The organism is Pseudomonas sp. MD330_10 (genome assembly GCF_042610415.1).
In the GTDB taxonomy this organism is placed as follows: Bacteria; Pseudomonadota; Gammaproteobacteria; order Pseudomonadales; family Pseudomonadaceae; genus Aquipseudomonas; species Aquipseudomonas rhodesiae.
This window is the reverse complement of sequence record NZ_JBHGZU010000013.1, coordinates 13,517-38,428: the sequence shown is the minus strand read 5'-3', so window position 1 is coordinate 38,428 and position 24,912 is coordinate 13,517. Positions and strand designations below refer to the sequence as shown.

The 24,912-nt window shown below is 60.1% G+C and carries 28 protein-coding genes and 5 tRNA genes; 22 read left to right on the top strand and 11 right to left on the bottom strand.

All coding sequences use genetic code 11. From position 1 onward, the window contains the following. The first annotated feature begins 2 nt into the window (after positions 1–2). Both fkpB and ispH read left to right on the top strand, forming a co-directional pair. Entirely contained in the window at positions 3–440 is a 438-nt protein-coding gene (gene fkpB, locus ACFZPT_RS19200; RefSeq protein ID WP_169868004.1) for an FKBP-type peptidyl-prolyl cis-trans isomerase, read from the top strand. A gap of 111 nt (positions 441–551) precedes the next feature. Continuing rightward, entirely contained in the window at positions 552–1,499 is a 948-nt protein-coding gene (ispH, locus tag ACFZPT_RS19195; protein WP_034095816.1) for a 4-hydroxy-3-methylbut-2-enyl diphosphate reductase, read from the top strand. Here the strand turns inward: ispH and ACFZPT_RS19190 are convergent. Then, positions 1,453–2,034 (bottom strand): GspH/FimT family protein, encoded by a 582-nt coding sequence (locus ACFZPT_RS19190; RefSeq protein WP_040267219.1) that lies wholly within the window; start codon positions 2,032–2,034, stop codon positions 1,453–1,455. The genes ispH and ACFZPT_RS19190 overlap by 47 nt on opposite strands. Before the next feature lie 204 nt (positions 2,035–2,238). Here ACFZPT_RS19190 and pilV point away from each other — a divergent pair, with 204 nt between their 5' ends. The 5 genes from pilV to thiO all read left to right on the top strand — a co-directional run bounded on the left by pilV (position 2,239) and on the right by thiO (position 5,550). After that, positions 2,239–2,724: a type IV pilus modification protein PilV gene (pilV, locus tag ACFZPT_RS19185; protein ID WP_034111710.1), complete on the top strand. Its 486-nt coding sequence runs from the start codon at positions 2,239–2,241 to the stop codon at positions 2,722–2,724. After that, entirely contained in the window at positions 2,721–3,428 is a 708-nt protein-coding gene (locus ACFZPT_RS19180) for a PilW family protein (RefSeq protein ID WP_099313217.1), read from the top strand. The genes pilV and ACFZPT_RS19180 overlap by 4 nt, the downstream gene beginning before the upstream one ends. Before the next feature lie 46 nt (positions 3,429–3,474). Beyond that, the gene (locus ACFZPT_RS19175; protein WP_047881671.1) at positions 3,475–3,966 is read left to right on the top strand and encodes a PilX N-terminal domain-containing pilus assembly protein; all 492 of its coding nucleotides are present in this window, start codon (positions 3,475–3,477) and stop codon (positions 3,964–3,966) included. Positions 3,967–3,976: 10 nt separating this feature from the next. Next, positions 3,977–4,378, top strand: a complete 402-nt coding sequence (locus tag ACFZPT_RS19170) for a type IV pilin protein (protein ID WP_034095820.1) — start codon at positions 3,977–3,979, stop codon at positions 4,376–4,378. A gap of 62 nt (positions 4,379–4,440) precedes the next feature. Beyond that, positions 4,441–5,550: a glycine oxidase ThiO gene (gene thiO / locus ACFZPT_RS19165; RefSeq protein WP_099313216.1), complete on the top strand. Its 1,110-nt coding sequence runs from the start codon at positions 4,441–4,443 to the stop codon at positions 5,548–5,550. Here thiO and ACFZPT_RS19160 read toward each other — a convergent pair. Further along, complete coding sequence (locus tag ACFZPT_RS19160) at positions 5,537–5,770, bottom strand: PP0621 family protein (RefSeq protein WP_034095822.1); 234 nt, start codon at positions 5,768–5,770, stop codon at positions 5,537–5,539. The genes thiO and ACFZPT_RS19160 overlap by 14 nt on opposite strands. A gap of 125 nt (positions 5,771–5,895) precedes the next feature. After that, a complete protein-coding gene (locus tag ACFZPT_RS19155; RefSeq protein ID WP_034095823.1) occupies positions 5,896–6,921 on the bottom strand; it encodes an outer membrane protein assembly factor BamD in 1,026 nt (341 codons plus the stop codon). A 149-nt stretch (positions 6,922–7,070) separates the two neighbouring features. Between ACFZPT_RS19155 and rluD the strand changes: the two genes are divergently transcribed. From rluD to ACFZPT_RS19120, 7 genes are all read left to right on the top strand, one after another. Continuing rightward, the gene (rluD, locus tag ACFZPT_RS19150) at positions 7,071–8,033 is read left to right on the top strand and encodes a 23S rRNA pseudouridine(1911/1915/1917) synthase RluD (protein WP_024073341.1); all 963 of its coding nucleotides are present in this window, start codon (positions 7,071–7,073) and stop codon (positions 8,031–8,033) included. Next, on the top strand, positions 8,030–8,755 hold the full coding sequence (gene pgeF / locus ACFZPT_RS19145; RefSeq protein WP_099313215.1) for a peptidoglycan editing factor PgeF: 726 nt from the start codon (positions 8,030–8,032) through the stop codon (positions 8,753–8,755). Before rluD ends, pgeF begins: the two co-directional genes overlap by 4 nt. 131 nt (positions 8,756–8,886) lie before the next feature. Further along, positions 8,887–11,451: an ATP-dependent chaperone ClpB gene (gene clpB, locus ACFZPT_RS19140; protein WP_034095825.1), complete on the top strand. Its 2,565-nt coding sequence runs from the start codon at positions 8,887–8,889 to the stop codon at positions 11,449–11,451. A gap of 300 nt (positions 11,452–11,751) precedes the next feature. Continuing rightward, positions 11,752–11,827: transfer RNA gene (locus tag ACFZPT_RS19135), tRNA-Asn, on the top strand. A 9-nt stretch (positions 11,828–11,836) separates the two neighbouring features. Continuing rightward, positions 11,837–11,913 (top strand) — tRNA-Pro (locus ACFZPT_RS19130). A gap of 5 nt (positions 11,914–11,918) precedes the next feature. Next, a tRNA-Lys gene (locus tag ACFZPT_RS19125) sits at positions 11,919–11,994 on the top strand. Positions 11,995–12,088: 94 nt separating this feature from the next. Continuing rightward, positions 12,089–12,165, top strand: a tRNA-Pro gene (locus ACFZPT_RS19120). 128 nt (positions 12,166–12,293) lie between these two features. Here the strand turns inward: ACFZPT_RS19120 and ACFZPT_RS19115 are convergent. The 3 genes from ACFZPT_RS19115 to ACFZPT_RS19105 are packed head-to-tail and all read right to left on the bottom strand — an operon-like array spanning position 12,294 to position 14,509. Further along, positions 12,294–13,592 (bottom strand): NAD(P)/FAD-dependent oxidoreductase, encoded by a 1,299-nt coding sequence (locus ACFZPT_RS19115; protein WP_034095826.1) that lies wholly within the window; start codon positions 13,590–13,592, stop codon positions 12,294–12,296. A 60-nt stretch (positions 13,593–13,652) separates the two neighbouring features. Beyond that, complete coding sequence (locus ACFZPT_RS19110) at positions 13,653–13,826, bottom strand: DUF3094 family protein (RefSeq protein WP_034095827.1); 174 nt, start codon at positions 13,824–13,826, stop codon at positions 13,653–13,655. Between the two features lie 53 nt (positions 13,827–13,879). Further along, positions 13,880–14,509, bottom strand: coding sequence for a DUF1780 domain-containing protein (locus ACFZPT_RS19105; protein ID WP_017845475.1), 630 nt, complete (start codon positions 14,507–14,509; stop codon positions 13,880–13,882). 102 nt (positions 14,510–14,611) lie between these two features. Here ACFZPT_RS19105 and ACFZPT_RS19100 point away from each other — a divergent pair, with 102 nt between their 5' ends. The 3 genes from ACFZPT_RS19100 to ACFZPT_RS19090 all read left to right on the top strand — a co-directional run bounded on the left by ACFZPT_RS19100 (position 14,612) and on the right by ACFZPT_RS19090 (position 16,046). Then, positions 14,612–15,079 (top strand): FAD/FMN-containing dehydrogenase, encoded by a 468-nt coding sequence (locus ACFZPT_RS19100; protein WP_379555554.1) that lies wholly within the window; start codon positions 14,612–14,614, stop codon positions 15,077–15,079. Next, complete coding sequence (locus tag ACFZPT_RS19095; protein ID WP_034095830.1) at positions 15,076–15,765, top strand: energy-coupling factor ABC transporter permease; 690 nt, start codon at positions 15,076–15,078, stop codon at positions 15,763–15,765. The genes ACFZPT_RS19100 and ACFZPT_RS19095 overlap by 4 nt, the downstream gene beginning before the upstream one ends. Before the next feature lie 65 nt (positions 15,766–15,830). Continuing rightward, positions 15,831–16,046: a hypothetical protein gene (locus ACFZPT_RS19090; protein WP_003171680.1), complete on the top strand. Its 216-nt coding sequence runs from the start codon at positions 15,831–15,833 to the stop codon at positions 16,044–16,046. Here the strand turns inward: ACFZPT_RS19090 and yacG are convergent. From yacG to ACFZPT_RS19070, 4 genes are read right to left on the bottom strand one after another with little or no spacing between them, the layout of a single operon-like run. Then, entirely contained in the window at positions 16,043–16,243 is a 201-nt protein-coding gene (yacG, locus tag ACFZPT_RS19085) for a DNA gyrase inhibitor YacG (RefSeq protein ID WP_034095831.1), read from the bottom strand. The two genes, ACFZPT_RS19090 and yacG, sit on opposite strands and share 4 nt — an antisense overlap. Next, the gene (gene coaE, locus ACFZPT_RS19080) at positions 16,240–16,866 is read right to left on the bottom strand and encodes a dephospho-CoA kinase (RefSeq protein ID WP_034111714.1); all 627 of its coding nucleotides are present in this window, start codon (positions 16,864–16,866) and stop codon (positions 16,240–16,242) included. Before coaE ends, yacG begins: the two co-directional genes overlap by 4 nt. After that, entirely contained in the window at positions 16,863–17,729 is an 867-nt protein-coding gene (locus ACFZPT_RS19075) for an A24 family peptidase (protein ID WP_034095833.1), read from the bottom strand. Before ACFZPT_RS19075 ends, coaE begins: the two co-directional genes overlap by 4 nt. Continuing rightward, positions 17,726–18,934, bottom strand: a complete 1,209-nt coding sequence (locus tag ACFZPT_RS19070) for a type II secretion system F family protein (protein ID WP_034095834.1) — start codon at positions 18,932–18,934, stop codon at positions 17,726–17,728. Before ACFZPT_RS19070 ends, ACFZPT_RS19075 begins: the two co-directional genes overlap by 4 nt. A gap of 203 nt (positions 18,935–19,137) precedes the next feature. Between ACFZPT_RS19070 and ACFZPT_RS19065 the strand changes: the two genes are divergently transcribed. The 4 genes from ACFZPT_RS19065 to ACFZPT_RS19050 all read left to right on the top strand — a co-directional run bounded on the left by ACFZPT_RS19065 (position 19,138) and on the right by ACFZPT_RS19050 (position 21,563). Beyond that, positions 19,138–19,551 (top strand): pilin, encoded by a 414-nt coding sequence (locus ACFZPT_RS19065; protein ID WP_034111719.1) that lies wholly within the window; start codon positions 19,138–19,140, stop codon positions 19,549–19,551. Positions 19,552–19,586: 35 nt separating this feature from the next. After that, positions 19,587–20,987, top strand: a complete 1,401-nt coding sequence (locus tag ACFZPT_RS19060; RefSeq protein ID WP_034095836.1) for an O-antigen ligase — start codon at positions 19,587–19,589, stop codon at positions 20,985–20,987. A gap of 48 nt (positions 20,988–21,035) precedes the next feature. Continuing rightward, positions 21,036–21,108 (top strand) — tRNA-Thr (locus tag ACFZPT_RS19055). Between the two features lie 149 nt (positions 21,109–21,257). After that, complete coding sequence (locus ACFZPT_RS19050) at positions 21,258–21,563, top strand: DUF6388 family protein (RefSeq protein ID WP_034095837.1); 306 nt, start codon at positions 21,258–21,260, stop codon at positions 21,561–21,563. A 68-nt stretch (positions 21,564–21,631) separates the two neighbouring features. Here ACFZPT_RS19050 and nadC read toward each other — a convergent pair whose 3' ends face one another. Further along, on the bottom strand, positions 21,632–22,480 hold the full coding sequence (gene nadC / locus ACFZPT_RS19045) for a carboxylating nicotinate-nucleotide diphosphorylase (protein ID WP_034095838.1): 849 nt from the start codon (positions 22,478–22,480) through the stop codon (positions 21,632–21,634). 244 nt (positions 22,481–22,724) lie between these two features. On the opposite strand from nadC, the gene ACFZPT_RS19040 reads away from it, so the two are divergent. Further along, the gene (locus ACFZPT_RS19040; RefSeq protein ID WP_099312860.1) at positions 22,725–24,875 is read left to right on the top strand and encodes a DUF1631 domain-containing protein; all 2,151 of its coding nucleotides are present in this window, start codon (positions 22,725–22,727) and stop codon (positions 24,873–24,875) included. Positions 24,876–24,912 lie beyond the last annotated feature (37 nt).

Below are 24,912 nucleotides of genomic sequence, written 5' to 3'. Positions count from 1 at the left end.
TATTGGCTGAGCAACGCATCGGCCAGAACACGGAAGTCACTTTGCATTTCGCACTGCGCCTGGAAAACGGCGACACGGTCGACAGCACGTTCGATAAGGCCCCGGCCACCTTCAAAGTCGGCGACGGCAACCTGCTGCCGGGTTTCGAGGCCGCCTTGTTCGGTTTCAAGGCTGGCGACAAGCGCACCCTGCAGATCCAGCCGGAAAATGCGTTTGGCCAGCCCAATCCGCAGAATGTGCAGATCATCCCGCGTTCGCAGTTCCAGGACATGGAGCTGTCTGAAGGCCTGCTGGTGATTTTCAACGATGCGGCCAATACAGAACTGCCAGGGGTGGTCAAGGCGTTCGATGACGCGCAAGTGACCATCGACTTCAATCACCCGTTGGCCGGTAAAACCTTGACGTTTGATGTGGAAATCATCGACGTTAAAGCTCTTTGATCAACGCCCCGATCTAGAATGTGTGAGGGAGCAATCTCCCTCCCACCTCTGACCTCAATTGTCAGTTCAGCAGCATCAACTCTGACCCAAACGCCAGGCACGAGGCACAGCATGCAAATCAAACTCGCCAACCCCCGTGGCTTCTGTGCCGGTGTGGATCGGGCGATCGAAATCGTCAACCGCGCTCTCGAAGTCTTCGGGCCACCGATCTACGTGCGCCATGAAGTGGTGCATAACAAGTTCGTAGTCGAAGACCTGCGCGCGCGCGGTGCCATCTTTGTCGAGGAACTCGACCAAGTGCCGGACGACGTTATCGTTATTTTCAGTGCTCACGGGGTTTCCCAGGCCGTGCGTAGCGAAGCGGCAGGTCGTGGACTGAAAGTCTTCGATGCAACGTGCCCATTGGTCACCAAAGTCCATATTGAGGTTGCGCGCTATAGCCGCGACGGCCGCGAGTGCATCCTGATCGGTCATGCCGGCCACCCGGAAGTCGAAGGCACCATGGGCCAGTACGACGCCAGCAACGGCGGCGCCATCTACCTGGTTGAGGACGAAAAAGACGTCGCCAATCTGCAAGTGCGCAACCCGGAACGCTTGGCATTCGTGACCCAGACCACTTTATCCATGGACGACACCAGTCGTGTCATCGATGCCTTGCGCACGCGCTTTCCAGCGATCGGCGGGCCGCGTAAGGATGACATCTGCTACGCCACGCAAAATCGCCAGGATGCGGTCAAGCAACTGGCCGATGAATGCGACGTGGTCTTGGTGGTCGGCAGCCCGAACAGCTCCAACTCCAATCGTCTGCGCGAGTTGGCCGAGCGCATGGCGACGCCCGCGTACCTGATCGATGGTGCCGAAGACATGCAGCGCAGTTGGTTCGATGGCGTCGAGCGTATCGGTATCACCGCAGGCGCCTCGGCGCCGGAAGTGCTGGTGCGCGGCGTCATCCAGCAGTTGCACGAATGGGGCGCGACCGGCGCCGATGAGTTGGCTGGGCGCGAGGAGAACATCACTTTCTCCATGCCCAAGGAGCTGCGGGTACGTTCGCTGCTCTGAGTGCCAGGGTGCCGGAATAACTCCGGCACAACGCCTGCTCGACGCTGTCGCTGCGCAGGCTGATACGGCCGCTGGGGGCCAGCACCACTTGGTGTAGGCTCTGTGTCTGGTCCGTGCCACATACATGTAATGTCCCTGCGCGGAACCCTCCGCCGGAAAATACCGGCTCGCCCATCCCGCTGAACCGTACCTGGCTCTTCACCGGCCCGTTACCGACGATGGCTACCCGTCCGGAGTCCTGTCGCTCCAGCAGCACCGGATTGTCCTCATCCAGAGGGCCACGCCCGCTGACATCCACAATCACGCGCCAGCCGTGACTCCAATCATTGTTCAACGCATGAACGACCACCGCCCGGTTTCGCGCGATGGCCTCGGTGCGTGCGAAACGCAGCCCACTCGCCAGGGATTGCGCGGCGCTTTGTTGCTGTTGTGACTCCAGCAACGTCTTGAGTCCGGGCGCTGTGAGATGGGCCAGGATGCCGCTGACGATCAGCCCCAGCAGCAGTTCGATCAGGGTGAAACCTCGTTGTTGCATAGGTTGTCCCTCCGTGGACGCGGTAGATATTTCAGGTGCAGCCAAAGGTATAGCGGCTGGATCTTGGCCTCGGATGATGGCCTTTATGTCCAAAGTATTTCCCTTTGTTCCGGGGACAGCGCGGGCAAAAAACCGACGCTAGTCTTGGGTCGCACAGCAGCTTTTGTCTGCTCTTTTCGGCCCTCGACACGGATGACGACGGTGATGCTTGCTCGCCCGAACATTTTTTTTGCACCTGCTTTATCTCGACGACAAACCGGCACGACCCTTATCGAAGTGTTGGTGGCGGTACTGATTCTCGCCGTGGGCTTGCTGGGCGCGGCGGTGATCCAACTCAACGCGCTTAAGTCCACGGACAGTTCGAGGATGAGCAGTCAGGCCAGCTTTATCGCTTACGACATGCTTGACCGAATCCGCGCCAATGCCGGCGCCGATTACGCATGGAGCCGCTCCGAGCGCGCTCCGGCCAGCACCGCGGGTGCCAGCGTGCGCGACCTGGACCTGCATGATTTTGAGGCCAATATTCTGAGCTTCGCCGGGGAGAGCGCCAAAGGCTCGGTGGCGATCAGTGCCAATGAGGTCACCGTGAGTATCAGTTGGGATGACAGCCGCGGTGCCGGCGCGGTTGGTGCGCGCGAAACGGTCACCCTGACCACTCGCATCGACAGCGATCCGGAGGGTGCACAATGAACCGAAGGTCGCGAGGTTTTACCCTGGTGGAGTTGCTGGTGGCCCTGACCTTGGGGCTGATGCTGGTGCTCGGGGTCAGTCAGGTGGCGATCAGTTCCCGAACGACCCACGCGAGCCAGCAGGCCGCCATGCTGTTGCAGGACGACGCGCGGTTCGCGCTTGGCAAGATGATCCAGGATATTCGTCAAGCCGGCATGTTCGGCTGCCTGGCTACCGCTCATATCGAACAGGCACCGCCGGCATTCGAACGGCCGATCAGTTGGAGCGCCGGCACTGATTCGAAGTCACTGACATTAGTTACCGCCAGCATCGGCGAAGGGAGTGGCAGGCCCGATTGGACAGTATTGTCTGACTGCACAGGTGCCGCCCAGGCCTACACCGGCCTCTCGCCTGCGCCCGGCCCTGGGCAGATTCGATTTGCGATTCGCCAACTCACTTACACCTTCGAGAACGGCCAGTTGAAGATCAGCACGCCGGCCGCACCGGCCAAAGCAGTACTGGTGGATAACGTTCAGGCGTTCGACATCAGTTTCGGCGTTGCCGCCAATGCCGTATCGGCACAGGTGGTGCGCTACGACGCAAGCCCTGCCGACGTGGCGTTGATTCGCAGCGTGCGCGTCCTCATGACGCTGCAAGACCCCTCCGGTCGGGTCAAGGCGCAAACCTACAGCGTCGTGGCGGCGCTACGAAACCGTCTGGGGTAGGGCTGTTATGCAGGGCGTATGGATGACTTATCGGCGGCAGTCAGGCATGGCGCTGCTATTGAGTCTGGTGTTTTTGCTGCTGTTATCGCTGATTGGCCTGTCCTCGATGCAAGGGGTGGTGGCCCAGCAAAAGATGGCCGCCAGTTTTTGGCATCGCAATCAGTCGCTGCAAAGTGCCGAGAGCGGTTTGAGACTCGGAGAGTGGAGCGTGCGGCGTAGTGGTGGGACGTTGCCGCAGTGCCAGTCAATCACCACCTGTGCGCCACCGGATGAAGCGTTTTCGGTGATCGCCGCAGGCACCCACCCGGTTTCAGCGGTGTCCTGGGTTGCCCTCAAAGGTGGGCTTTACGGCGTTCAGTTTCTAGGCATGGGGCGCGGGATCGCGCACTTGCCGCCGAATACAACGGCCGCGCTGTATCGAGTGACGGCAGTCGGCTGGAGCGGTCAGGCGCGCACGGTGCTGGAGAGCGTATATGCCCGGGTAGACGGGGAGGGAGGCCCGCGATTTCGGCGAGTGTCATGGCGACAACTTCTATAGGAGCAATGAGATGGGCATGGACACCCGAGGTTTTACCCTGTTGGAATTACTGATCGGCGTGGTGATCATCGCTCTTCTGGCTGGGATCGTTTACCCCGGTTATACGGCGCAGGTGAAAAAGGCCTACCGCGTACAAATCGTCGGCGTATTGACTGAGCAGGCGCAGCACCTGGAGCGGTTCTATGCGAAGAACGGTACTTTTATTGACGCAAGCGGCGTCAGTGCCGGCGATGATCGCTATAGAATCTCCGTCGCATTGAACCCTCAGGATTTCCGTTTGCTGGCTACGCCTGTGGCTGGCTCGATCATGGACGGCGACGCCTGTGGCGAGTTCAGCCTGACCAGTACCGGCGCACGCAGCAATCCAGGCGCGGCGCCGGAGATGTCACGCCAGGCGTGCTGGGGGCAATGATGCGAATGCTGGATCACTGGGCGTCGGTGGCGCTTGTTCCTTTTTATCGATTGGATCGAATGATGGCTAAGCAAGAGCAAGTGGTGATTGTCGGTGGCGGAGTCATCGGCTTGTTGACGGCGTTCAACCTGGCGACCCAAGGGCAGGCGGTAGTGCTGCTGGAGCGCGCCGGGGTTGGGCAGGAGTCGTCCTGGGCTGGCGGGGGTATCGTTTCGCCGCTGTATCCGTGGCGCTATAGCCCAGCGGTCACCGCGTTGGCGCATTGGTCCCAAGATTTTTACCCGCAATTGGCCGAGCACCTGTTTGTCACCACCGGTGTCGACCCGCAGGTGCATACCACTGGTTTGTACTGGTTAGATCTGGACGATGAGCCCGAAGCGCTGGCCTGGGCTATCCGCGAGGGACGTCCCTTAAGCAAGGTGGATATATCAGTCGCCCATGACGCTGTTCCGGTGTTGGGGGGTGGGTACTCGCAAGCGATCTTTATGGCCAACGTGGCCAATGTGCGTAACCCGCGCCTGGTCAAATCCCTCAAGGCTGCGCTGTTGGCATTGCCTGGTGTGACGATTCGCGAGCAGTGCGTGGTGACGGGGTTTGCGGTAGAGAACGGCCGTGTGGTGGGGGTGAATACGGCTGAAGGACCGATCCTGGGTAATCAGGTGGTGCTGGCGGCAGGGGCGTGGAGCGGTGATCTGCTCGGTACGCTCGGCTTATCGCTGCCGGTGGAACCGGTCAAAGGTCAGATGATTCTCTACAAGTGTGATTCGAACTTTCTGTCGAGCATGGTCCTCGCCAAGGGCCGTTATGCGATTCCGCGACGGGACGGGCATATTCTGATCGGCAGCACTCTGGAACACGAAGGCTTCGATAAAACGCCCACCGAGACCGCATTGGAAAGCCTGAAGGCTTCTGCTGTCGAGCTGATTCCTGCCCTGGCCCATGCTGAAGTGGTGGGGCACTGGGCCGGTTTGCGGCCGGGGTCGCCGGAAGGTATTCCCTATATAGGCCCGGTGCCTGGGTTCAAAGGTTTATGGCTCAACTGCGGGCATTACCGCAACGGTCTGGTCTTGGCGCCAGCGTCCTGTCAGCTGTTCGCCGACCTGCTGCTAGGCAATAAACCGATTATCGACCCGGCGCCTTATGCGCCAGAAGGTCGAATCAACGCTGGATAGACTTTGGCCCCTGCTCCAGATGCGCCTGGGTGCAATACCACTCCTGGCGCAGCCGCAAGGCGCGATCCTGCGGCAGGTGCACGCCGCAGTGAGCGCAGCGCACCATCAGCGCGGCATCGGGCTCGTTGGCGCGCTGCTGCTTGGTGGCCGGGCTTTTGAACTTGCGCCAGAACCATACCGCGGCGGCAATGACGGCAATCCAGAACAAAAGACGTAGCATGATGGGCAGATTCTCGACAAGGAATGCGCCAGTTTAGCCAAGGACGTGGCAGGCGCACAGAGCAATAATGCTGCCCATGAAAAAGGAGCCTGTGGAGGCTCCCTTTTAGGTGTTACATGGACTGATCAGTCGAATATGCCAAAAGTCATGTAGCTGAACCACGAGCGGTCCTGATTATTGCCCAGGGCTTGCGGTTCTTCCTCTTCGATCACGTCGCCGTTTTCGTCGTGCGGCTTGAGGTCGGAAGGAATAGCGTCCTTGGCGTCCTGGAATTGCTTGATCACGTCCTGGTTGGCGCGGGTTTCGCCCGGCGGCAGCGGTGGACGGGATTCGATCAGGCCCAAGGTGTACTTGCTCAGCCACGAGCGGTTGTCCGCTTCGGCAACCTGAGGCACGAACTGGCCGTCTTTTAGGCTTGGATGATCGGGATAGTTGAGTTTGAGGGTTTCCAGGCTAGTAGTGGCCAGTTCGTCCAAGTGCAGGCGCTGATAAGCCTCGGTCATTACGGCCAGGCCATCACCCACGGATGGGGTTTCCTGGAAGTTCTCCACCACGTAGCGGCCACGGTTGGCGGCGGCGACGTAGGCCTGACGGGTCAGGTAGTAGTGCGCGACGTGGATCTCGTAGGAAGCCAGCAGGTTGCGCAGGTAGATCATGCGCTGCTTGGCGTCCGGCGCGTAGCGGCTGTTGGGATAGCGGCTGGTGAGCTGGGCGAACTCGTTATAGGAGTCGCGGGCCGCTCCCGGGTCGCGCTTGGTCATGTCCAGCGGCAGGAAGCGCGCCAGCAGGCCAACGTCCTGGTCGAACGAGGTCAGGCCCTTCATATAGTAGGCGTAGTCCACGTTCGGGTGCTGCGGGTGCAGGCGGATGAAACGCTCGGCGGCGGACTTGGCGGCTTCCGGCTCGGCGTTCTTGTAGTTGGCGTAGATCAGCTCGAGTTGGGCCTGGTCAGCGTAGCGACCGAACGGATAGCGTGACTCCAGTGCCTTCAGCTTGGCTGTGGCGCTGGTGTAGCTATTATTGTCCAAGTCTTTCTGAGCCTGTTGGTACAGCTCGACTTCGCTCAGGTTTTCGTCGACGACTTCCTTTGTTGACGAGCAAGCAGCAGTCATGGCGAGGATGGCGATCAGCAGCAGGTGTTTCACTTGCATGGCGGCTTGCGTCCCTATGACGGCCGCTGTCTTGGGCGGGGCCGTCCTGTTATGATGAGCGCCCCGTTGAAAGCCTCGGGGCAAAAGACGCCGTATTTAACCACAAGCGCGCAGCCGAAACCAAAGGCTGTGCCACGCCTAGTCTGAGCATGTCCGATAAAATTGAACTTCGCGCAGAGGTGCCGTCCGAATTGGGCGGCCAACGCCTCGATCAAGTCGCCGCACAATTATTCGCTGAGCACTCGCGCTCGCGCCTTTCCGCCTGGATCAAAGACGGCCGCCTGACTGTGGATGGAGCGGTTATCCGCCCGCGAGACATAGTCCATGGCGGTGCGATTCTTGAGCTGACTGCCGAGCAGGAAGCCCAGGGAGAGTGGGTCGCCCAGGACATCGAGCTGGATATCGTCTATGAAGACGACGACATCCTGGTCATCAACAAACCTGCAGGCCTGGTGGTGCACCCGGCTGCCGGGCACGCTGATGGCACTTTGCTCAACGCCCTGTTGCACCACGTACCGGACATCATCAATGTGCCGCGTTGCGGCATCGTGCACCGACTGGACAAGGACACCACCGGTCTGATGGTGGTCGCCAAGACCATTCAGGCCCAGACCCAACTGGTCACCCAGTTGCAAAGCCGCAGCGTCAGCCGGATCTACGAGTGCATCGTGATCGGCGTGGTGGTGGCCGGTGGCAAGATCAACGCCCCTATCGGTCGCCACGGCCAGCAGCGCCAGCGTATGGCGGTGATGGAAGGCGGCAAGCAGGCCGTGAGCCACTATCGAGTTCTGGAGCGTTTCCGGTCCCACACCCATGTGCGGGTCAAGCTGGAAACCGGTCGTACCCACCAGATCCGCGTGCACATGGCCCATATCAACTTCCCGTTGGTCGGCGATCCGGCCTACGGCGGTCGCTTCCGCATTCCGCCGGCCGCCAGTGCGACCATGGTGGAATCGCTGAAATCCTTTCCGCGTCAGGCCCTGCACGCGCGCTTCCTTGAGTTGGATCATCCGACGAGCGGTAAGCGCATGAGCTGGGAATCGCCGCTGCCGGACGACCTGGTGTGGTTGCTGTCGTTGCTCAAACAGGACCGCGAGGCGTTTATCGGATGAATGACTGGCTGATTCCTGACTGGCCCGCGCCGGCTCAGGTCAAGGCCTGCGTCACCACCCGTGCGGGCGGCGTCAGTCTGGCGCCGTTCGACAGCCTCAACCTGGGCGATCATGTCGAGGACAGCCTTGAGGCCGTCCTGGAAAATCGCCGTCGACTTTCCCAAACCTTCGATATCCAGCCAACCTGGCTACGGCAGGTCCATGGCGTGAATGTCGTCAAGGCCGACCCCGGTCGCACCCTCGAAGCCGATGGCTGCTGGACCGACACGCCGGGTATCGCCTGCACAGCCATGACTGCCGATTGTCTGCCGGCGCTGTTCTGCAACCGCGCCGGCACCCGCGTGGCAGCCGCCCACGCCGGTTGGCGGGGGTTGGCGGCCGGCGTACTGGAGGCGACGGTCGATAGCCTGGCCGCCGAGCCTGACGACGTATTGGTCTGGCTGGGCCCGGCGATTGGGCCCCAAGCCTTTGAGGTCGGTCCGGAAGTGCGTGAAGTGTTCATGCAGCAACTGCCGGCGACTGCCCAAGCGTTCGGGCCGAGCCGTAATCCTGGCAAGTTCATGGCCGACATCTATCAACTCGCGCGCCTGCGCCTCGCTGCGCGCGGCATCACGGCGGTCTATGGTGGTGGTTTGTGCACCGTGACGGATCCGCGTTTCTTTTCTTATCGTCGCAGTCCTCGCACCGGACGATTCGCCTCCCTTATCTGGCTTGAGCGCTAGACTCTTCTGATCTGCGTCAACTGTTTGTTGCTTGAATCTCCCAGAATCGACCACATCTATAAGGGTATCTGGCAGGTTTCTTCATTCAGGATGTGTTTATAGATCCGGCCTGCTCAAAAGGAAGGTGACTAATGCGTATTGATCGTTTAACCAGCAAATTGCAGTTGGCCTTATCGGACTCTCAATCCTTGGCGGTGGGCCTCGACCACCCGGCCATTGAGCCTGCGCACTTGATGCAGGCGCTCCTGGAGCAGCAAGGTGGTTCCATCAAACCCTTGTTGATGCAGGTGGGCTTTGACGTCAACAGCCTGCGCAAGGAGTTGAGCAAAGAGCTCGACCAACTGCCGAAAATCCAAAACCCCACTGGCGACGTAAATATGTCCCAGGATCTGGCGCGCTTGTTGAACCAGGCCGATCGTCTGGCTCAACAAAAAGGTGACCAGTTCATCTCCAGCGAACTGGTGCTGCTCGCCGCCATGGACGAGAACAGCAAACTGGGCAAGTTGTTGCTGGGGCAGGGCGTCAGTAAGAAAGCCCTGGAAAATGCCATCAACAACCTGCGCGGTGGCGATGCGGTGAACGACCCTAATCATGAGGAGTCGCGCCAAGCCCTGGACAAATACACCGTCGACCTGACCAAGCGCGCCGAAGACGGCAAGCTCGACCCAGTGATCGGTCGTGACGATGAAATTCGTCGCACCATCCAGGTACTGCAGCGTCGCACCAAAAACAACCCGGTGCTGATCGGTGAGCCTGGCGTAGGTAAAACCGCGATCGCCGAGGGGCTGGCCCAGCGCATCATTAATGGTGAAGTGCCGGATGGCCTCAAAGGCAAGCGTCTGTTGTCTCTGGACATGGGGGCGCTGATCGCCGGTGCCAAGTTCCGCGGTGAGTTCGAAGAACGCCTCAAAGCTCTGCTGAACGAGCTGTCCAAGCAGGAAGGACAGATCATTCTGTTTATCGACGAACTGCACACCATGGTCGGCGCCGGTAAAGGCGAAGGCTCCATGGATGCGGGCAACATGCTCAAGCCGGCGCTGGCTCGCGGTGAGCTGCATTGCGTGGGCGCCACGACGCTTAACGAATACCGTCAGTACATCGAAAAGGACGCGGCGCTTGAGCGGCGCTTCCAAAAAGTGCTGGTGGAAGAACCGAGCGAAGAGGACACCATCGCAATCCTGCGTGGCCTCAAAGAGCGTTATGAGGTTCACCACAAGGTGGCGATTACTGACGGGGCGATCATTGCGGCGGCCAAATTGAGCCATCGCTATATCACCGACCGCCAGTTGCCCGACAAGGCGATTGACCTGATCGACGAAGCGGCGAGCCGTATCCGTATGGAAATCGACTCCAAGCCGGAAGTACTCGATCGTTTGGATCGGCGCTTGATCCAACTGAAGGTGGAATCCCAGGCCCTCAAGAAAGAAGAGGACGACGCGGCGAAGAAACGCTTGGAAAAACTCCAAGAGGAAATTCAGCGCCTGGAGCGTGAGTACTCCGACCTCGAAGAAATCTGGACCTCGGAGAAAGCCGAAGTGCAGGGTTCTGCTCAGATCCAGCAAAAAATCGAGCAGTCTCGTCAGGAGCTGGAGGCCGCACGCCGTAAAGGTGATCTGAACCGTATGGCCGAGTTGCAGTACGGGGTGATTCCCGATCTGGAGCGCAGTCTGCAGATGGTCGACCAGCATGGCCATAGCGAGAACCAGTTGCTACGCAGCAAGGTGACCGAGGAAGAAATTGCCGAGGTTGTCTCCAAGTGGACCGGCATTCCTGTATCGAAGATGCTGGAAGGCGAACGCGACAAGCTGATGAAAATGGAAAGTCTGTTGCATCAGCGCGTTATCGGTCAGGAAGAGGCCGTCGTGGCGGTATCCAACGCGGTGCGGCGTTCCCGTGCAGGGTTGTCCGACCCGAACCGTCCAAGTGGATCGTTCATGTTCCTCGGCCCGACCGGTGTGGGTAAGACCGAACTGTGCAAGGCCCTGGCTGAGTTCCTCTTCGATACTGAAGAGGCCATGGTGCGGATCGATATGTCCGAATTCATGGAGAAACACTCGGTCGCTCGCTTGATCGGTGCGCCACCAGGCTATGTGGGCTACGAGGAGGGCGGCTACCTGACCGAAGCTGTGCGGCGCAAACCTTACTCGGTCATCCTGCTGGATGAAGTCGAGAAGGCCCACCCGGATGTGTTCAACATCCTGCTGCAAGTGCTGGAGGATGGCCGTCTGACCGACAGTCACGGGCGTACGGTGGACTTCCGCAACACGGTCATCGTGATGACCTCCAACCTTGGCTCGACGCAGATCCAAGAGTTGGTAGGGGATCGTGAGGCCCAGCGCGCAGCGGTGATGGACGCGTTGACTTCGCACTTCCGCCCGGAATTTATCAACCGGGTCGATGAAGTGGTGATCTTCGAGCCATTGGCGCGGGATCAGATCGCCGGCATCACCGAGATCCAGTTGGGCCGCCTGCGTGGTCGTCTGGCCGAACGCGAGCTGTCGCTGGAACTGAGCAGCGAAGCGTTGGACAAGCTGATCGCGGTAGGTTACGACCCGGTGTATGGCGCACGACCTCTGAAACGTGCGATCCAGCGCTGGATCGAAAACCCGCTGGCGCAGTTGATCCTCTCGGGCAGTTTTATGCCGGGAACCAGCGTCACAGCCAGCGTGGAAAACGACGAAATCGTCTTCCACTGAGGCCTGACCGCCGGTTGATAAGAGAAGGCCCCGCATTGCGGGGCCTTTTTTTTCGCTAGGGCGTTGAACTGTAAGGCAAAGGCTTGTAAAGTGCGCCCCGCAGCAACGTCAACCCACGGGTTTCTTCTCCCCAAGAAGAAATCAGAAACAAGCGCAAATCATTGTCTTAAAAGCAATTTAAAGGGTTGACAGGGGTTTTTAAGATTGTAGAATAGCGCGCCTCAGAGACACGAACGTAGCGATACGCAAGCGTCAAAGAGGAAGTAAAAAGCAGTAAGTTGTACGTTTGAAATGCTAAGTTCCGTGATAGCTCAGTCGGTAGAGCAAATGACTGTTAATCATTGGGTCCCAGGTTCGAGTCCTGGTCACGGAGCCAATTTCAAATCGGGGTATAGCGCAGTCCGGTAGCGCGCCTGCTTTGGGAGCAGGATGTCGGGAGTTCGAATCCCCCTACCCCGACCATATTTGGGTCGTTAGCTCAGTTGGTAGAGCAGTTGGCTTTTAACCAATTGGTCGTAGGTTCGAATCCCACACGACCCACCATTTTTGAAACCAGTTAACGCTGGGATCAGATCTTAAGATCAGAGGCCAAAAGCACTGATCGAATAAGGCGACTGAAAGGTCGCCTTTTTATTACCGGGGTATAGCGCAGTCCGGTAGCGCGCCTGCTTTGGGAGCAGGATGTCGGGAGTTCGAATCCCCCTACCCCGACCATATTAAAAATCCTCGTATCGAAAGATACGGGGATTTTTTTTGTGCGCGCAAAAACTCAAAAGTTTGGCTGATCACATGTGAAGAGGGGGCTTGCTCTCATATCGAGCAAGCCCCCTCTGGCCTTACTGTCAGTGCAACTTGAGCCTCGGCTCCGTCCCGCGTCCAATCCTGCTGCCCAACATCAGCATTGCCGTGCGAAACACGCCGTACAGCGCCATCTGGTGCATACGGTAGAGCGATACATAGAACATCCGCGCCAGCCAACCCTCCAGCATCACACTGCCAGTCAGGTTACCCATCAGGTTACCCACCGCCGAGAATCGCGACAGCGAGATCAGCGAGCCGTAGTCGGTGTACTTATACGTCGGCAATTGTTTGCCTTCGATCCGAAGCTTGAGGGATTTGGCCAACAGCGACGCTTGCTGATGCGCGGCCTGGGCCCGTGGCGGGACGTTACGGTCAGTGCCCGGCTGCGGGCAGGCCGCGCAATCCCCAAAAGCGAAAATGTTTTCGTCGCGGGTGGTTTGCAGCGTCGGCAGCACTTGGAGTTGATTGATGCGATTGGTTTCCAGGCCGTCGATGTCCTTGAGGAAGCCCGGCGCGCGAATCCCGGCAGCCCACACCTTCAGGCTGGCCGGAATCACCTGGCCGCTGCTGGTGATCAGCGCATCAGCCGTTACTTCGCTGACCGCCGAATTCGTGAGCACCGTCACTCCCAGTTTTTCCAGGGTTTTATGTACCGGGCCGCCAATGCGCTCCGGCAGGGCGGGCAGTACTCGTGGACCGGCTTCGATCAACGTGATGTGCATGTTCTCTGGCTTGATCCGGTCCAGGCCATAGGCCGCCAGTTCATGGGCGGCGTTATGCAGTTCTGCGGCCAGCTCAACACCGGTCGCACCGGCGCCGACGATGGCGACGCTGATTTTTTCCACTACATCGGTCTGCCCGGCATGAGCGCGCAGGTAGTGGTTGAGCAATTGTTGGTGAAAGCGCTCGGCCTGTTTGCGGGTATCGAGGAACAGGCAGTGTTGCGCCGCGCCTTCGGTGCCGAAATCGTTGGTGGTGCTGCCGACGGCGATCACCAGGCTGTCATAGCCCAATACGCGCGCAGGGACCAATTCGCGGCCTTCTTCGTCGAGGGTGGCGGCCAGTTGGATTTTCTGCTGCTCACGGTCGAGCCCGCTCATGCGCCCCAGCTGGAACTCGAAGTGGTTCCATTTCGCCTGGGCGACATAATTGAGTTCATCTTCCGAAGAGTTCAGAGAACCGGCAGCCACTTCATGCAGCAGGGGTTTCCAGATATGGGTCAGGTTGGTATCGACCAACGTGATGTTGGCGGTACCGCGCTTGCCCAGAGTCTTACCCAGGCGGGTAGCCAACTCCAGGCCGCCGGCGCCGCCGCCGACGATAATAATACGATGGGTCATGGGGATATCTCGCAAGGCTAAAAGAAATCGGTGCGGTTACCCCCGCGAGCGCCAGGCAGCTCATAGCGTCAGGTAACTCAAAAGACGGCTCAGCAGCCCGAGCCCGATCACTGCGACCAGCACCACACAGAGGAGCAGCCAGGGCCTGAAAGGCTTGCGCTCGACTCTGTGCTGGGAGAGTTGCAGGTATTCTTCGACACGTTGTTGGTCTTCGGGTTTCAGGCGGCTGGTCATAAAGGCCTCGTCAGGTAGACGTTGCAAAGGGGCGCCACGTTACAGGGCGGGGATCAGAGGCTGATGCCCACGTCGAACACTATGCTGCGGCCCAGATTGTTGCGCAAGAAATCCGGCGCATCGGGGTGCGCGAACAGCACTCGGGCAAAGGTCGGCCCCACCAGCGACAGCGAGCGCCAGCCTTGGCGCAGGTATTCGGTCGGCGGAGGGAAGTGACTGTTAAGGTCGAGCACTTCGCGCTTGAGACTGGCGAAGGCGACGATATCCAATTCGCCCAAATCCATCCCGCGCTCTTTGTAGTTATGCGCCTTTTTGCGCAGCGTCGGCGCCAGGCGCAGCAGGAACTCATGGGCGGGGATGCGCCGTGGCTTGGCTTCGCGGCGCACCAGTTGGCTCAGGGAAAACGCGCTGCGTCGACGCAGTAACTCATCGCGCCATTCGTCGTTCAGGCGCCGCCCCTCGTCCAGTACGAAAAACACTTCGAAGCTTGCATCGCGAAACAGCACGTCCGGCGGCTCTTGGCCGGCGGCGTGGAACTCTTCGGCGCGATAGGGCACATTCAGGCCTTGCAACAGGCGCTGGCACACCCAACGCTCACGCTCCCATTTGCGGGCATTGGACAGGAAAGCATTGGCTTGTTCGGCCGCTACGGTGAGCAGGCGCAAGTAATCTGAGTCATCCATGCTTGCAGCTTAGCGTTCAAATGATGACCACAGGAAGTCCCGGTGCGAAAGGTCGGTGTAGACTGGCGGCTCTATCGATCAAGCGAGCATGAGGAGTGCGCAGTGAAGTTATTCGTAGTGCTGTTCCTGGGTCTTTTGCCGTTATGGGCCCAGGCCGTCGAAGTCGGCGAGCGCCTCGCGCCCTGGACACTGCTGGATCAGTTCGATCAGGTCTATACCCTGGATGACCAGGCGCAAATCTTGTTGGTGGCCCGCAGCATGGACGCCGCCAAAATCGTCGACGGCGCGCTGCAAGGTCAGCCCAAGGGCTATCTGGAGGCCCGTCACGGGGTATTTGTCGCCGACATTCAGCGCATGCCGCGATTGGTCGCCAGACTGTTCGCGGTACCTGCCATGCAGTCGTACAGCTACCGGGTCATGCTGGACCGGGATGCGCGCATCGCGCCGCGCTACCCGGGAGCTGTGGACAAAGTGCTGTGGCTGCAATTGGAGAGCGGCAAGTTGATTGCGCAGCATGAATACGGCTCCGCGGCTGAACTGCGCCAGGCCCTGGAGCAGGTGAAACCGTGATCAGCGCCGGCGTGCTGACAGCGCCCACCCTCGGCATCGGCTGGCTGCTGTATGCGCCGGTGCTGGCGTGGGCGGTGCTGCGTTCGCCGTGGGTTGAGTTGTTTGCCGACCGACGGCGCCAGCATTTGCTGTTCGGCACCGTGTTTGCGCTGTTTATGCTGTGGTTGGTCCGGCGCGATTTCGATACCGGCGTTTCCTATCACTTCATTGGCATGACAGCCGTAACCCTGCTGCTGGACTGGCCGCTGGCGATTGTCGGTGGTTTTGTCGCACAACTGGGTCTGATGATGCTGGGCCGTCAAGACCTGGCCGCCATCGGCATCAATGGTCTTTTGTTGATTGTGCTGCCGGTACTGATCACGGAAGGCGTCGCACTGCGGGTAGAGCGCGCGCAGCCGCGCAATCCGTTTGTGTATATCTTCTGTTCAGGGTTTCTGGCAGCAGCGCTGGCGGCATTGGCGTGCCTACTACTGGGGCTGGGACTGTTGTGGTTCGACGGTCTTTTCGCCATGCCGGAATGGTTGGAAGACTTCATCGGTTACCTGTGGCTGATCATCTTCCCCGAAGCCTTTATCAATGGCACGGTGATCAGCGCTCTGGTGGTGTTTTGTCCGGAATGGCTGGAAACCTTCAATCGCACACGCTACCTCTCGGCGCCCTGGAAGGACGACGATTCGCTGCGTTGATCCAAATCAAACACCCTGTGTCACGGCAGGCCCATGCTCTGGGAAATTTTCCAGGAGTGCGGATCATGAGTGTGTATGAGTGGGCACGGCAGGAACTTCGCAGAAGCCAGGACGCGGCACAGGAGATCGGTTTCGATCCGGGCCTGACCCTGCGTGCCATGCTGAGCGCCGTCGTGCAGCAAAGCAAGGGCGTGCGCAGTTTCGAAGACCTGGCCGACGAGCTGCAGTACCTGGCAGAAAACCTCGACGACCAGCAGGAATACGCCTTTATGCGCCCTTAGTGGCGGGGTGGGAGGTCTTCGGAGAACAGTTCGTCTTCGGCATCCGGGGCCACGGGGATCTTGTGTTCTTCGGCGGCCCAGGCCCCCAGGTCGATCAATTTGCAACGGTCCGAGCAGAATGGCCGGTTGGGGTTGGTCGCTTTCCATTCCACGGGTGCGCCGCAGGTTGGGCAGTCGACGGTCAAGGGTTGGCTCATGATCGGCCTCCACGCAAAGTAAGGTAAAAGTGGTGCAGCCGCTCGACTTCGCTGTGCAGCCAGGCGAGGTCTCTGTCATTGACCAGTACGTCGTCGGCATGGTTCAGGCGGTCTTCGCGGCTGGATTGGGCCTTGAGAATGGCCTGCACCTGCTGCTCGCTGATGCCGTCGCGCTGCAGGGTACGCTCAATCTGCAGCGATTGCGGCACGTCGATCACCAGAATGCGTTGGGTCATGCTGTACTGACCAGACTCGATCAGCAGCGGTGACACCAGAATCGCGTAAGGCGAGCGCGCCCGTGCCAGGTGGCTGCGAATTTCTTCGGCAATCAAAGGATGCAACAGCGCTTCAAGCCAGCGGCGTTCCTCGGGCACTTCAAAGATCAGTTTGCGCAGTGCGCTACGGTCCAATTGGCCGTCGGGCAACAGCACGCGATCGCCAAAGTGTTCGGCGATGCGCGCCAGCGCGGGACGGCCTGGCTCGACCACCCAGCGTGCGGCGTGGTCGGCGTCCACCGCATCGATTCCGAGATCGATAAAGTGTTGGGCTGCCGCGCTTTTGCCACTGCCGATGCCGCCGGTCAGGCCGAGTATCCACGGGGTTGGAACAGAAGAAGTGCTCATTGGAAACCGACAGACTGCAAATAGAAGTCGGTTATTTGACCACCCCAGAGCAATGCAATCCAGCCGGCAATCGCCAGATAGGGCCCAAATGGCATTGGCGTGGACACCTGGGCCTTGCGCACGCGCATCAGTATCAACCCGGCAAATACCCCAACCAGTGACGCCATCAAGAGGGTCATCGGCACGATCTGCCAACCGCCCCAGGCCCCGAGCAGGGCCAGGAGTTTGAAGTCGCCGTAGCCCATGCCGTCCTTGCCAGTGACCAACTTGAACAGCCAGAACACCGACCATAGGCTCATGTATCCGGCCACCGCTCCCCATACGGCGTCGGGCAACGGCACCAGCAGTGCAAAGCTGTTGACGATCAGACCCAGCCACATAAGCGGCAGTACCAGCACATCCGGCAGTAACTGGTGGTCGGCGTCGATCAGGCTCATCGCCAGCAAGCCCCAAGTCAGCAGCAATACTGCCCCGGCTTGCCAACCAACGCCGAAGTGCCAGGCCACGATCGCCGACAACAATCCGCAGGCAAGTTCGGTGAATGGGTAGCGCAGGCTGATCCTTGCCTTGCAGTGAGCGCAGCGGCCCTTGAGGACCAGATAGCTGAGCAGCGGAATATTTTCCCAGGGGCGGATCCCATGATCGCACTGAGGGCAGCAGGAATTTGGGCGCATCAGGTTGTAGGTCGGCCCGACGGGTTCGGCCGGTAAGCCAAGTACTTCATGGGCCTGGGCACGCCACTCCCGTGCAAGCATCTTCGGCAGGCGCCACACCAGCACATTGAGGAAACTGCCCACGATCAGCCCCAGCACCGAAGCCAGGGCGACAAAGGCCCATGGGGATTCATTCAGCAGTAGGATCAAAATGCGCTCCCCAGTTGGAAGATGGGTAAGTACATGGCAATGACCAACGACCCGACGATGCCTCCCAGCACGACCATGATCAGCGGCTCCATCAGGCTGGTGAGGTGATCGACCTGGTTATCCACTTCGGTTTCGTAGTGGCTGGCGACTTTTTCCAGCATGAAGTCCAGCGTGCCGGATTCTTCGCCGATTGCCGTCATCTGAATCGCCATCCCTGGAAACAGACCACTGGTGGCCATGGCGTGATTCAACGGCATACCTGTGGATACATCGCGACGCATATGCTCGATTGCCTGTTTGTAGGGGGCGGAGCCCGCGGCGCCTGCCACTGAATCCAGGGCCTGCACCAGCGGCACCCCGGCCGCGAAGGTGGTAGAAAGCGTACGGGCGTAGCGGGCCACGGCTGATTTTTGCAGCAGTTTGCCTGCCAGCGGTGCTTTCAACAAACCGGCGTCCAGCCAATGGCGAAAGATTGGCGATTTTCGACAGGCCTGACGCAGGCCAATAACCCCCACACCAAGCCCCAGCGCGACGATCCACCAGGCATGTTGCATGAACTCCGACAGAGCGATAACTGCGAGGGTGAAGCCCGGCAGCTTACCGTTCACTCCAGCGAACAGGCTCTGGAACTGCGGCACCACATGCACCAGCAGCACGCCAGTGACAAGCCCGGCCACGATCACGACCGCGATGGGGTAGGTCATGGCTTTTTTGATCCTGGCTTTGAGTTGTTCGCTCTTTTCGCGATGAACCGCCAGGCGCTCCAGCAGCGTCTCAAGCGCGCCGGCCTGTTCGCCGGCCGCTACCAAATGGCAGTACAGCTCATCGAAATAACGCGGTTGACTGCGTAACGCTTCAGTCAGGGTGGTGCCGGCGGCGACCTGTTGTCTCAGGCTTTGCAGCAGTTCACCCACAGGCGGCTTCTCGACACCTTCGCTGATCAGATCGAAGGCTTGCAGCAGGGGAATGCCGGCCTTCAGCAACGTGGCCAACTGGCGGGTGAACAAGGTTATGTCGGCGGCTTTGATCGGCGCGGCAAGGCCTGGCAGCCGTGGAATTGACTTGCGCACACGGCCGGGGCGGATGCCTTGTTGGCGCAGTTGCGCCTTGACCACGGCAGGGCTGCGTCCGGTGCTTTGGCCGGACACCTTGCGGCCTTTGCGGTTGATGCCTTCCCAGGTGTAGAGCGTTACAGCGTTGTTCATGTCACGGTTCCGCGCGCAGGTCGTTGAAGTTTTTCAAAGCTTAGTCACGGGCTGAAGGCGGGCAGGCTGTGGTGGTGGATAAAATGTCAGAATGTGCGTCATGCAGGCGATTGACCACCGGCGGATGAGTACACTGGCGCCGCTGCACAACGCGGGGCGCAGGAAGCGCCTTGTCATGAGTTCTATTCTGGAGAGTGAGAGTGATGCGTCAGAAAGGTTTTACCTTGATCGAGTTGTTGATAGTCGTGGCAATCATCGGCATTTTGGCCACCATTGGCCTGCCCATGTACACCACCCATCAAGCCAAGGCCAAGTTCACCGCCGGCCTGGCTGAAATCAGCGCATTGAAGGCCGGGTACGAAGACACCCTCAATCAGGGCACCGTACCTACCCTGGCATTGATCGGCGGCACCAGCCCTACCGCCAATTGCAAAATCGAGGTGACAGGGGACGTTAAAACGGGCGCGGGCGATATCCGTTGCGAGATCCTCGATGCACCGGCGCCCGTACTGGGCAAGAGCATTGTGCTGACACGCAACGCCACCAGCGGCTGGACCTGCACCACCACGGCCGAGGCCAAATACGCCGGCAAGGGCTGCGGAGCCGGCGGCGCTTAGCGGTGCCTGTACCCACAAGGACGTTGAGGTAACCGATGGTGTTATCCGTACAGCAGCGCGGCAGTATTTTCCTGGTGGTGACGGTGTGCCTGTTGGTGGTGGGGATTTGTGCACCGTTCAGTGGGCACGATCTACAGCGGGTCATGCAGATTGCCATCGGGTTTTGTGCGGTGCTGTACGGAAGCTCGATTACCCCGACCGAGCCCTGGGTGGATCGCCAGACGGCATGGGGGCTGGCGCTCATCGTGGGATTGGGCCTGGCGTCTTCGCTGCTGGCCCATCAGCCGCTTTGGGCGCTGACCGAGATGGCGCTGTTCGTCAGCTGCGCGGCAATCGCGTTAGCTTTTGCATCGCTGCGCCGTCACGGCGGCGAGCCTTTGGATCGTGTGCTGCTGCTGATCGTGGTGTTGCTGTGCCTGATCAAAACCCTCCAGTACCTGTACGCCGGCGTGCTTGCGTTCGCCAGCGGCGGGCACACGATGAACCCTGATCTGCTGTTATCCAGCTTTTCCAACAAGCGCTTTTATGGCCAGTTCCAGACATTCACGCTGCCGCTGTTGGCATTGCCTTTGCTGTTACCCACAGTCTCTCGCTCATTGCGGGGGATGGCATTTGCGTTGCTATGCGCCTGGTGGTTGATCGCGATCAGCGGCGGTACACGCGGCACCTGGCTCGGCATGGCAGTGGCGGGCATGGTCGTGGCACTGATCGGGCCATGGGGGCGGCGTTGGTTGGGTTGGCAATTGGCGGGGATGCTGAGCGGCTTGTGGATCTACTGGCTGGTGTTTACGGTGCTGGCGACCTACCTGGGAATCGACAACTCCAATGACGCCAGCGAGCGCCTCACCACTTCGCTGTCGGGGCGCGGTCCGATCTGGTGGCAGGGTTGGCACATGCTGACTGAGCGGCCGTGGTTAGGCTTCGGGCCGATGCACTTTGCCGATATTGCCAACAAAGTTGCCGCCCATCCGCATCAGGCTGTTTTGCAGTGGGCCAGCGAATGGGGCGTGCCGTCGACATTGTGCGTGGCGTTTTTGGCGGCGCGCAGTGGCTGGGCCACGATTGTCGTGCTGCGTGAGCGCGCGCAGTTCAGCGAGCGTGCGGATCTACTGCGCTTATGTCTGTTCGCTGCGTTGGTCGGTGCGCTGACGCAGTCCATGGTCGACGGTGTGCTGGTGATGCCCACGTCCCAGGTTTGGCTTGCGCTGGTAGTGGGCTGGCTGATGGCGCTGCACCCTTGGCGCACACCTGTAACGGCGTCATGGCCGTTGGCCTGGCGCGCATGGAAGCTGTTGAGCGCGTTGGCCATTGCATTGCTGGTATCTGTCGCGCTGCGCGATGTGCCCCATATCAAGCAGGCCCAGCGACAGTACCTCGACACCCTGGGCAGCTACTTGCAACCGCGTTTCTGGGCGCAGGGTGTTATCGCCCGCTGAAGGCCGCGAGTTGCCGGACGCCGGATGCGGTGCTAGCTTTAGTCCACCGCCCGTGTAGCTCAGCCGGTAGAGCAGCGCACTCGTAACGCGAAGGTTGCAGGTTCGATTCCTGTCTCGGGCACAAAGGCAACACTGTTTCAAAGGCAATGTTTTCAGCTGATCCCAGAATGGTTCTGAAGGCCAGACGAGCCGGCATTCGTGCCTGTTCTTTTGTATCTGCGCAACCTGATGTCCCAGATGCATCCCCATTCCTCGATCTAAGAGAACACCATGACCACGACTGAAATGACCCAGGAAGCCCGGCACGAAGCAGCTCTTGAGCACTACCTCAAGGAATCGCCGCAGCTTAAAGAAGAGATCAAGGACCTGAGCGCCGATGATCAGCGCGACCAGATTCAGTGGGCATTCGAGGACGAGGCCGAAAGCCAGGGCCTCCAACCTTGGGAACTGACCCTCAAGTACACCTCGACACCGGAAGAGTTCGAAGCGCAACGGCTGGTCCTGCATAAGGAAGCGGCCGAGGTGCTGGGTGTGGATTGGGATGAGTATTGCGAGATGAATAACCTGGTGGTTTAGAACAGAGCGGCAAGCTGCAAGGGGCCACTCGGCTTCCTTGCAGCGTCACGCTGACCGCTTGCCGCTTTTCAGAGGCTGAGCCTCATCGACAGGTCCACCGCCTTCACGTCCTTGGTCATCGCGCCGATGGAGATGTAGTCCACCCCGGTCTCGGCAATGGGCAGCAGGGTGGTTTCATTGATGCCGCCGCTGGCTTCCAGCTTCGCCTTGCCGCCGTTCAGGCGCACGGCTTCGCGCATGTCGTCGAGGCTCAACTCATCGAGCATGATGATGTCGGCGCCCGCCGCTAATGCTTCGCGCAGTTCCTCCAAGCTCTCTACTTCGATTTCCACGGGCTTGCCGGGAGCGATCTTGTGCGCCGCCGTGATGGCCTGTGCAATGCCGCCGCAGGCAGCGATGTGGTTTTCCTTGATCAGAAACGCGTCGTACAGACCGATGCGATGGTTGTGACAGCCGCCGCACGTCACCGCGTACTTCTGTGCCAGGCGCAGGCCCGGCAGAGTTTTGCGGGTGTCCAGCAATTTGACTTGAGTGCCGGCAACGAAGTCCGCCAGGTACTTCGCGCGTGTGGCGACGCCGGACAGCATCTGCAAAAAATTCAGCGCACTGCGCTCGCCGCTGAGCAGCGAGCGCGCCGGGCCTTCGAGGTGAAAAAGCGCTTGATTGGGGCTGACGCGTTCGCCATCGGCCACCTGCCAGTGCACGGCGACCCGAGGGTCCAACTGCCGGAACACCGCGTCCACCCACGCCGTGCCGGCGATCACGGCGTCATCGCGGGTAATGATGGTGGCCTTGGCCAGTCGTTCGGCCGGGATCAATTGCGCGGTAATGTCGCCGCTGCCGATGTCCTCCAGCAGTGCGCGGCGCACATTGGCTTCGATTTCGGCGGTGAGGTCGGCAAGACGGAGATTCGGCATAACAGGCTCCACAAACAAAGTGCGTCGATTATAGGGGCTGTGTGACTGGGAACCCAGCCACCCGCTCATTTGTGCGCAAATCACAGAGGGCGCTGGCGCTTGCCCCCCGGTTTGCAAGATAATCTCGCGCCTTGCAATTGGCGTCATAGCTTTGACGTCTGCTGGCGTGCAGTTATCCACAGGGTTCGATGCGGCCTATCGATGATTGTCGCCCAACTCAATACCGCCGTTTCAGGAGGCCAGGATGCACAATGACGGAAAGGTGGTGCCGATTAATAAAGCGCATGCCACGCCATCGCCGCTGGCCCGCCTGCCGGTTGTGTTGCTGCAAGTCCGCGACAAGGCGGCGCAGCAGCTGCAGCAAGGCTTGCAGGAACTCTTCGATAACGCCGACGACACGCTGTTTGAAATGGCCGACAAGGCCCGCAGCACCGTCGATCACCATATTTTCTTTGAAGCCATGCGCGACCTGCGCCTCAAGCGCAAGAACTTCGAGCGTGTATTCATGGAGCGCCTGTTTGCCGCTTTTGCCGGCCTGGGCGACACCGGGCGCAGGGAGCTGCAGTTGGTGCCAGTGGTTTCCTACGATGCGGCACCCGGTTCGTCCCATGACGCACTGGAAAAAACCGTGGCGCTCGAAGCCATGCTGGGCCGCGTCCGGCATCGCGATGGACTGGCACTGTCGCAGCTCACTGCGCGGCTGAGTGCGGTACTGGGCAATGCCCTGGATGAGCGTGAGAACCCCCTGGGCCCGGCGCTGCTGTGCGAATTTTTCTTGCAGGCGGGGCGCAGCCTGGGCGTGGAGATTCGCGTCAAACTGATCATGCTCAAGCTATTCGAGAAGTATGTCCTCAGCGATGCCGATCAACTCTACGCCGAAGCCAATCAATTGTTGGTCGCCACGGGGGTGTTGCCGGAGCTCAAGACCGTGCCTTCGCGCCGCGCCGGTGGGCGGGCCGCCCGTGAACGCTCGCGCGAAGACGCATCGCCGAGCACCGATCAACCCCTCGACGAAAACGGCCAGCAAGCCTTTGCGGCGCTGCAAGCCTTGCTCAAACCCGTGCGCGGTAGCGTGGCGCCGACCCTCGAAGCCAGCGCCGAACCCCAGCCTATCGCCACGCGGGACCTGCTGCGCCTGTTGTCCCATTTGCAGCAGTACGTGCCGACGCCGGACGCCGAGGACGATTTCGACCTGTGCAACCAGCTGGAGCAATTGCTCACCCGCGTCAGTGTCAAGAGCGGCAAGTCACGGGTGGTGGAGGAGGCCGATGAAGACGTCATCAATCTGATCGCCCTGCTGTTCGAATTTATCCTCAACGACCCTACCGTCCCGGACGCTTTCAAAGCGCTGATCGCGCGCCTGCAAATCCCAATGCTCAAAGTGGCGGTGCTGGACAAGAGTCTTTTCAGCCATGCCGGCCACCCGGCGCGGCGCCTGCTGAACGAAATCGCTGCGATGGCCTTGGGCTGCAACCTGTGCGATGACTACCCGCGTGACCCTTTGTACCTGCGCATCGAGCAGGTGGTGCAGCGTTTGCTCAATGAGTTTGTCGAAGATCCGGCGATTTTTGCCCAATTGCTCGCTGAGTTCAGCGCGTTCGCCGCCGATGAGTGTCGCCGCAGCGAGTTGCTCGAACAGCACACCCGCGATGCCGAAGAAGGCCGGGTGCGCACCGAGGCGGCCCGTCAGCGGGTGGCCGAGGTGCTCAATAGGCGGCTGCTGGGCAAAGTGTTGCCCCTCGCCGTGGTGCAGTTTCTGCAACAGGCCTGGAGCCAAGTGCTGTTGTTGGTCAGCCTCAAGCACGGTGAAGAGTCGGTGCAATGGCAATCGGCTCTGCGCACCATGGACGAACTGATCTGGAGCGTCGGCCTGCAGGAAGACACCGAGGCCGGGCGGCGCTTGCTGGAGCATTTGCCCGGCTTGCTCAAGGCGCTGCGCGACGGTTTGACCAGCGCGGCGTTCGATCCTCTCAGCACCCGAGAATTTTTCGTCCGCCTCCAGGCTATGCATGTGCAGCCGGCGGACGGTGTCGACGAGCTGATCGAAGTACGCGAGCCTTTGGTATTCAGCGAGCGGCCGCTGGCCCCCGCGCTCGATCTGGCGCCCAACGATCCCGACCTGCTCAGGGTTCATCAATTGCGGGTCGGCGCTTGGGTCATGTTCCAGCAGGATGGCGCCTTTACCCAGCGCTGCAAGCTCGCGGCGATCATGGCCCCGGCCAACACGTATGTGTTCGTCAGCCGCACGGGGCTCAAGGTGCTGGAAAAAAGCGTCGGCCAGCTGGCGCTGGCGTTTAAGCAGGGCGTCTTGCAGGTTCTGGACGACAGCCCGCTGTTCGAGCGTGCATTGGCTGCCGTAGTGAGTAAGCTGCGGCAACTCAATCACGGCAAGTGATCGCAACCTCGGGGTCGAACGCGGCATACTGGTCACC

Coding starts and splice junctions, on each gene's coding strand:
- ispH (WP_034095816.1), top strand. CDS start 552: ATGCAAATCAAACTCGCCAACCCCCGTGGCTTCTGTGCCGGTGTGGAT.
- ACFZPT_RS19190 (WP_040267219.1), bottom strand. CDS start 2,034: ATGCAACAACGAGGTTTCACCCTGATCGAACTGCTGCTGGGGCTGATC.
- pilV (WP_034111710.1), top strand. CDS start 2,239: ATGCTTGCTCGCCCGAACATTTTTTTTGCACCTGCTTTATCTCGACGA.
- ACFZPT_RS19180 (WP_099313217.1), top strand. CDS start 2,721: ATGAACCGAAGGTCGCGAGGTTTTACCCTGGTGGAGTTGCTGGTGGCC.
- ACFZPT_RS19175 (WP_047881671.1), top strand. CDS start 3,475: ATGGCGCTGCTATTGAGTCTGGTGTTTTTGCTGCTGTTATCGCTGATT.
- ACFZPT_RS19170 (WP_034095820.1), top strand. CDS start 3,977: ATGGGCATGGACACCCGAGGTTTTACCCTGTTGGAATTACTGATCGGC.
- thiO (WP_099313216.1), top strand. CDS start 4,441: ATGGCTAAGCAAGAGCAAGTGGTGATTGTCGGTGGCGGAGTCATCGGC.
- ACFZPT_RS19160 (WP_034095822.1), bottom strand. CDS start 5,770: ATGCTACGTCTTTTGTTCTGGATTGCCGTCATTGCCGCCGCGGTATGG.
- ACFZPT_RS19155 (WP_034095823.1), bottom strand. CDS start 6,921: ATGCAAGTGAAACACCTGCTGCTGATCGCCATCCTCGCCATGACTGCT.
- rluD (WP_024073341.1), top strand. CDS start 7,071: ATGTCCGATAAAATTGAACTTCGCGCAGAGGTGCCGTCCGAATTGGGC.
- pgeF (WP_099313215.1), top strand. CDS start 8,030: ATGAATGACTGGCTGATTCCTGACTGGCCCGCGCCGGCTCAGGTCAAG.
- clpB (WP_034095825.1), top strand. CDS start 8,887: ATGCGTATTGATCGTTTAACCAGCAAATTGCAGTTGGCCTTATCGGAC.
- ACFZPT_RS19115 (WP_034095826.1), bottom strand. CDS start 13,592: ATGACCCATCGTATTATTATCGTCGGCGGCGGCGCCGGCGGCCTGGAG.
- ACFZPT_RS19110 (WP_034095827.1), bottom strand. CDS start 13,826: ATGACCAGCCGCCTGAAACCCGAAGACCAACAACGTGTCGAAGAATAC.
- ACFZPT_RS19105 (WP_017845475.1), bottom strand. CDS start 14,509: ATGGATGACTCAGATTACTTGCGCCTGCTCACCGTAGCGGCCGAACAA.
- ACFZPT_RS19090 (WP_003171680.1), top strand. CDS start 15,831: ATGAGTGTGTATGAGTGGGCACGGCAGGAACTTCGCAGAAGCCAGGAC.
- yacG (WP_034095831.1), bottom strand. CDS start 16,243: ATGAGCCAACCCTTGACCGTCGACTGCCCAACCTGCGGCGCACCCGTG.
- coaE (WP_034111714.1), bottom strand. CDS start 16,866: ATGAGCACTTCTTCTGTTCCAACCCCGTGGATACTCGGCCTGACCGGC.
- ACFZPT_RS19070 (WP_034095834.1), bottom strand. CDS start 18,934: ATGAACAACGCTGTAACGCTCTACACCTGGGAAGGCATCAACCGCAAA.
- ACFZPT_RS19065 (WP_034111719.1), top strand. CDS start 19,138: ATGCGTCAGAAAGGTTTTACCTTGATCGAGTTGTTGATAGTCGTGGCA.
- ACFZPT_RS19060 (WP_034095836.1), top strand. CDS start 19,587: ATGGTGTTATCCGTACAGCAGCGCGGCAGTATTTTCCTGGTGGTGACG.
- ACFZPT_RS19050 (WP_034095837.1), top strand. CDS start 21,258: ATGACCACGACTGAAATGACCCAGGAAGCCCGGCACGAAGCAGCTCTT.
- nadC (WP_034095838.1), bottom strand. CDS start 22,480: ATGCCGAATCTCCGTCTTGCCGACCTCACCGCCGAAATCGAAGCCAAT.
- ACFZPT_RS19040 (WP_099312860.1), top strand. CDS start 22,725: ATGCACAATGACGGAAAGGTGGTGCCGATTAATAAAGCGCATGCCACG.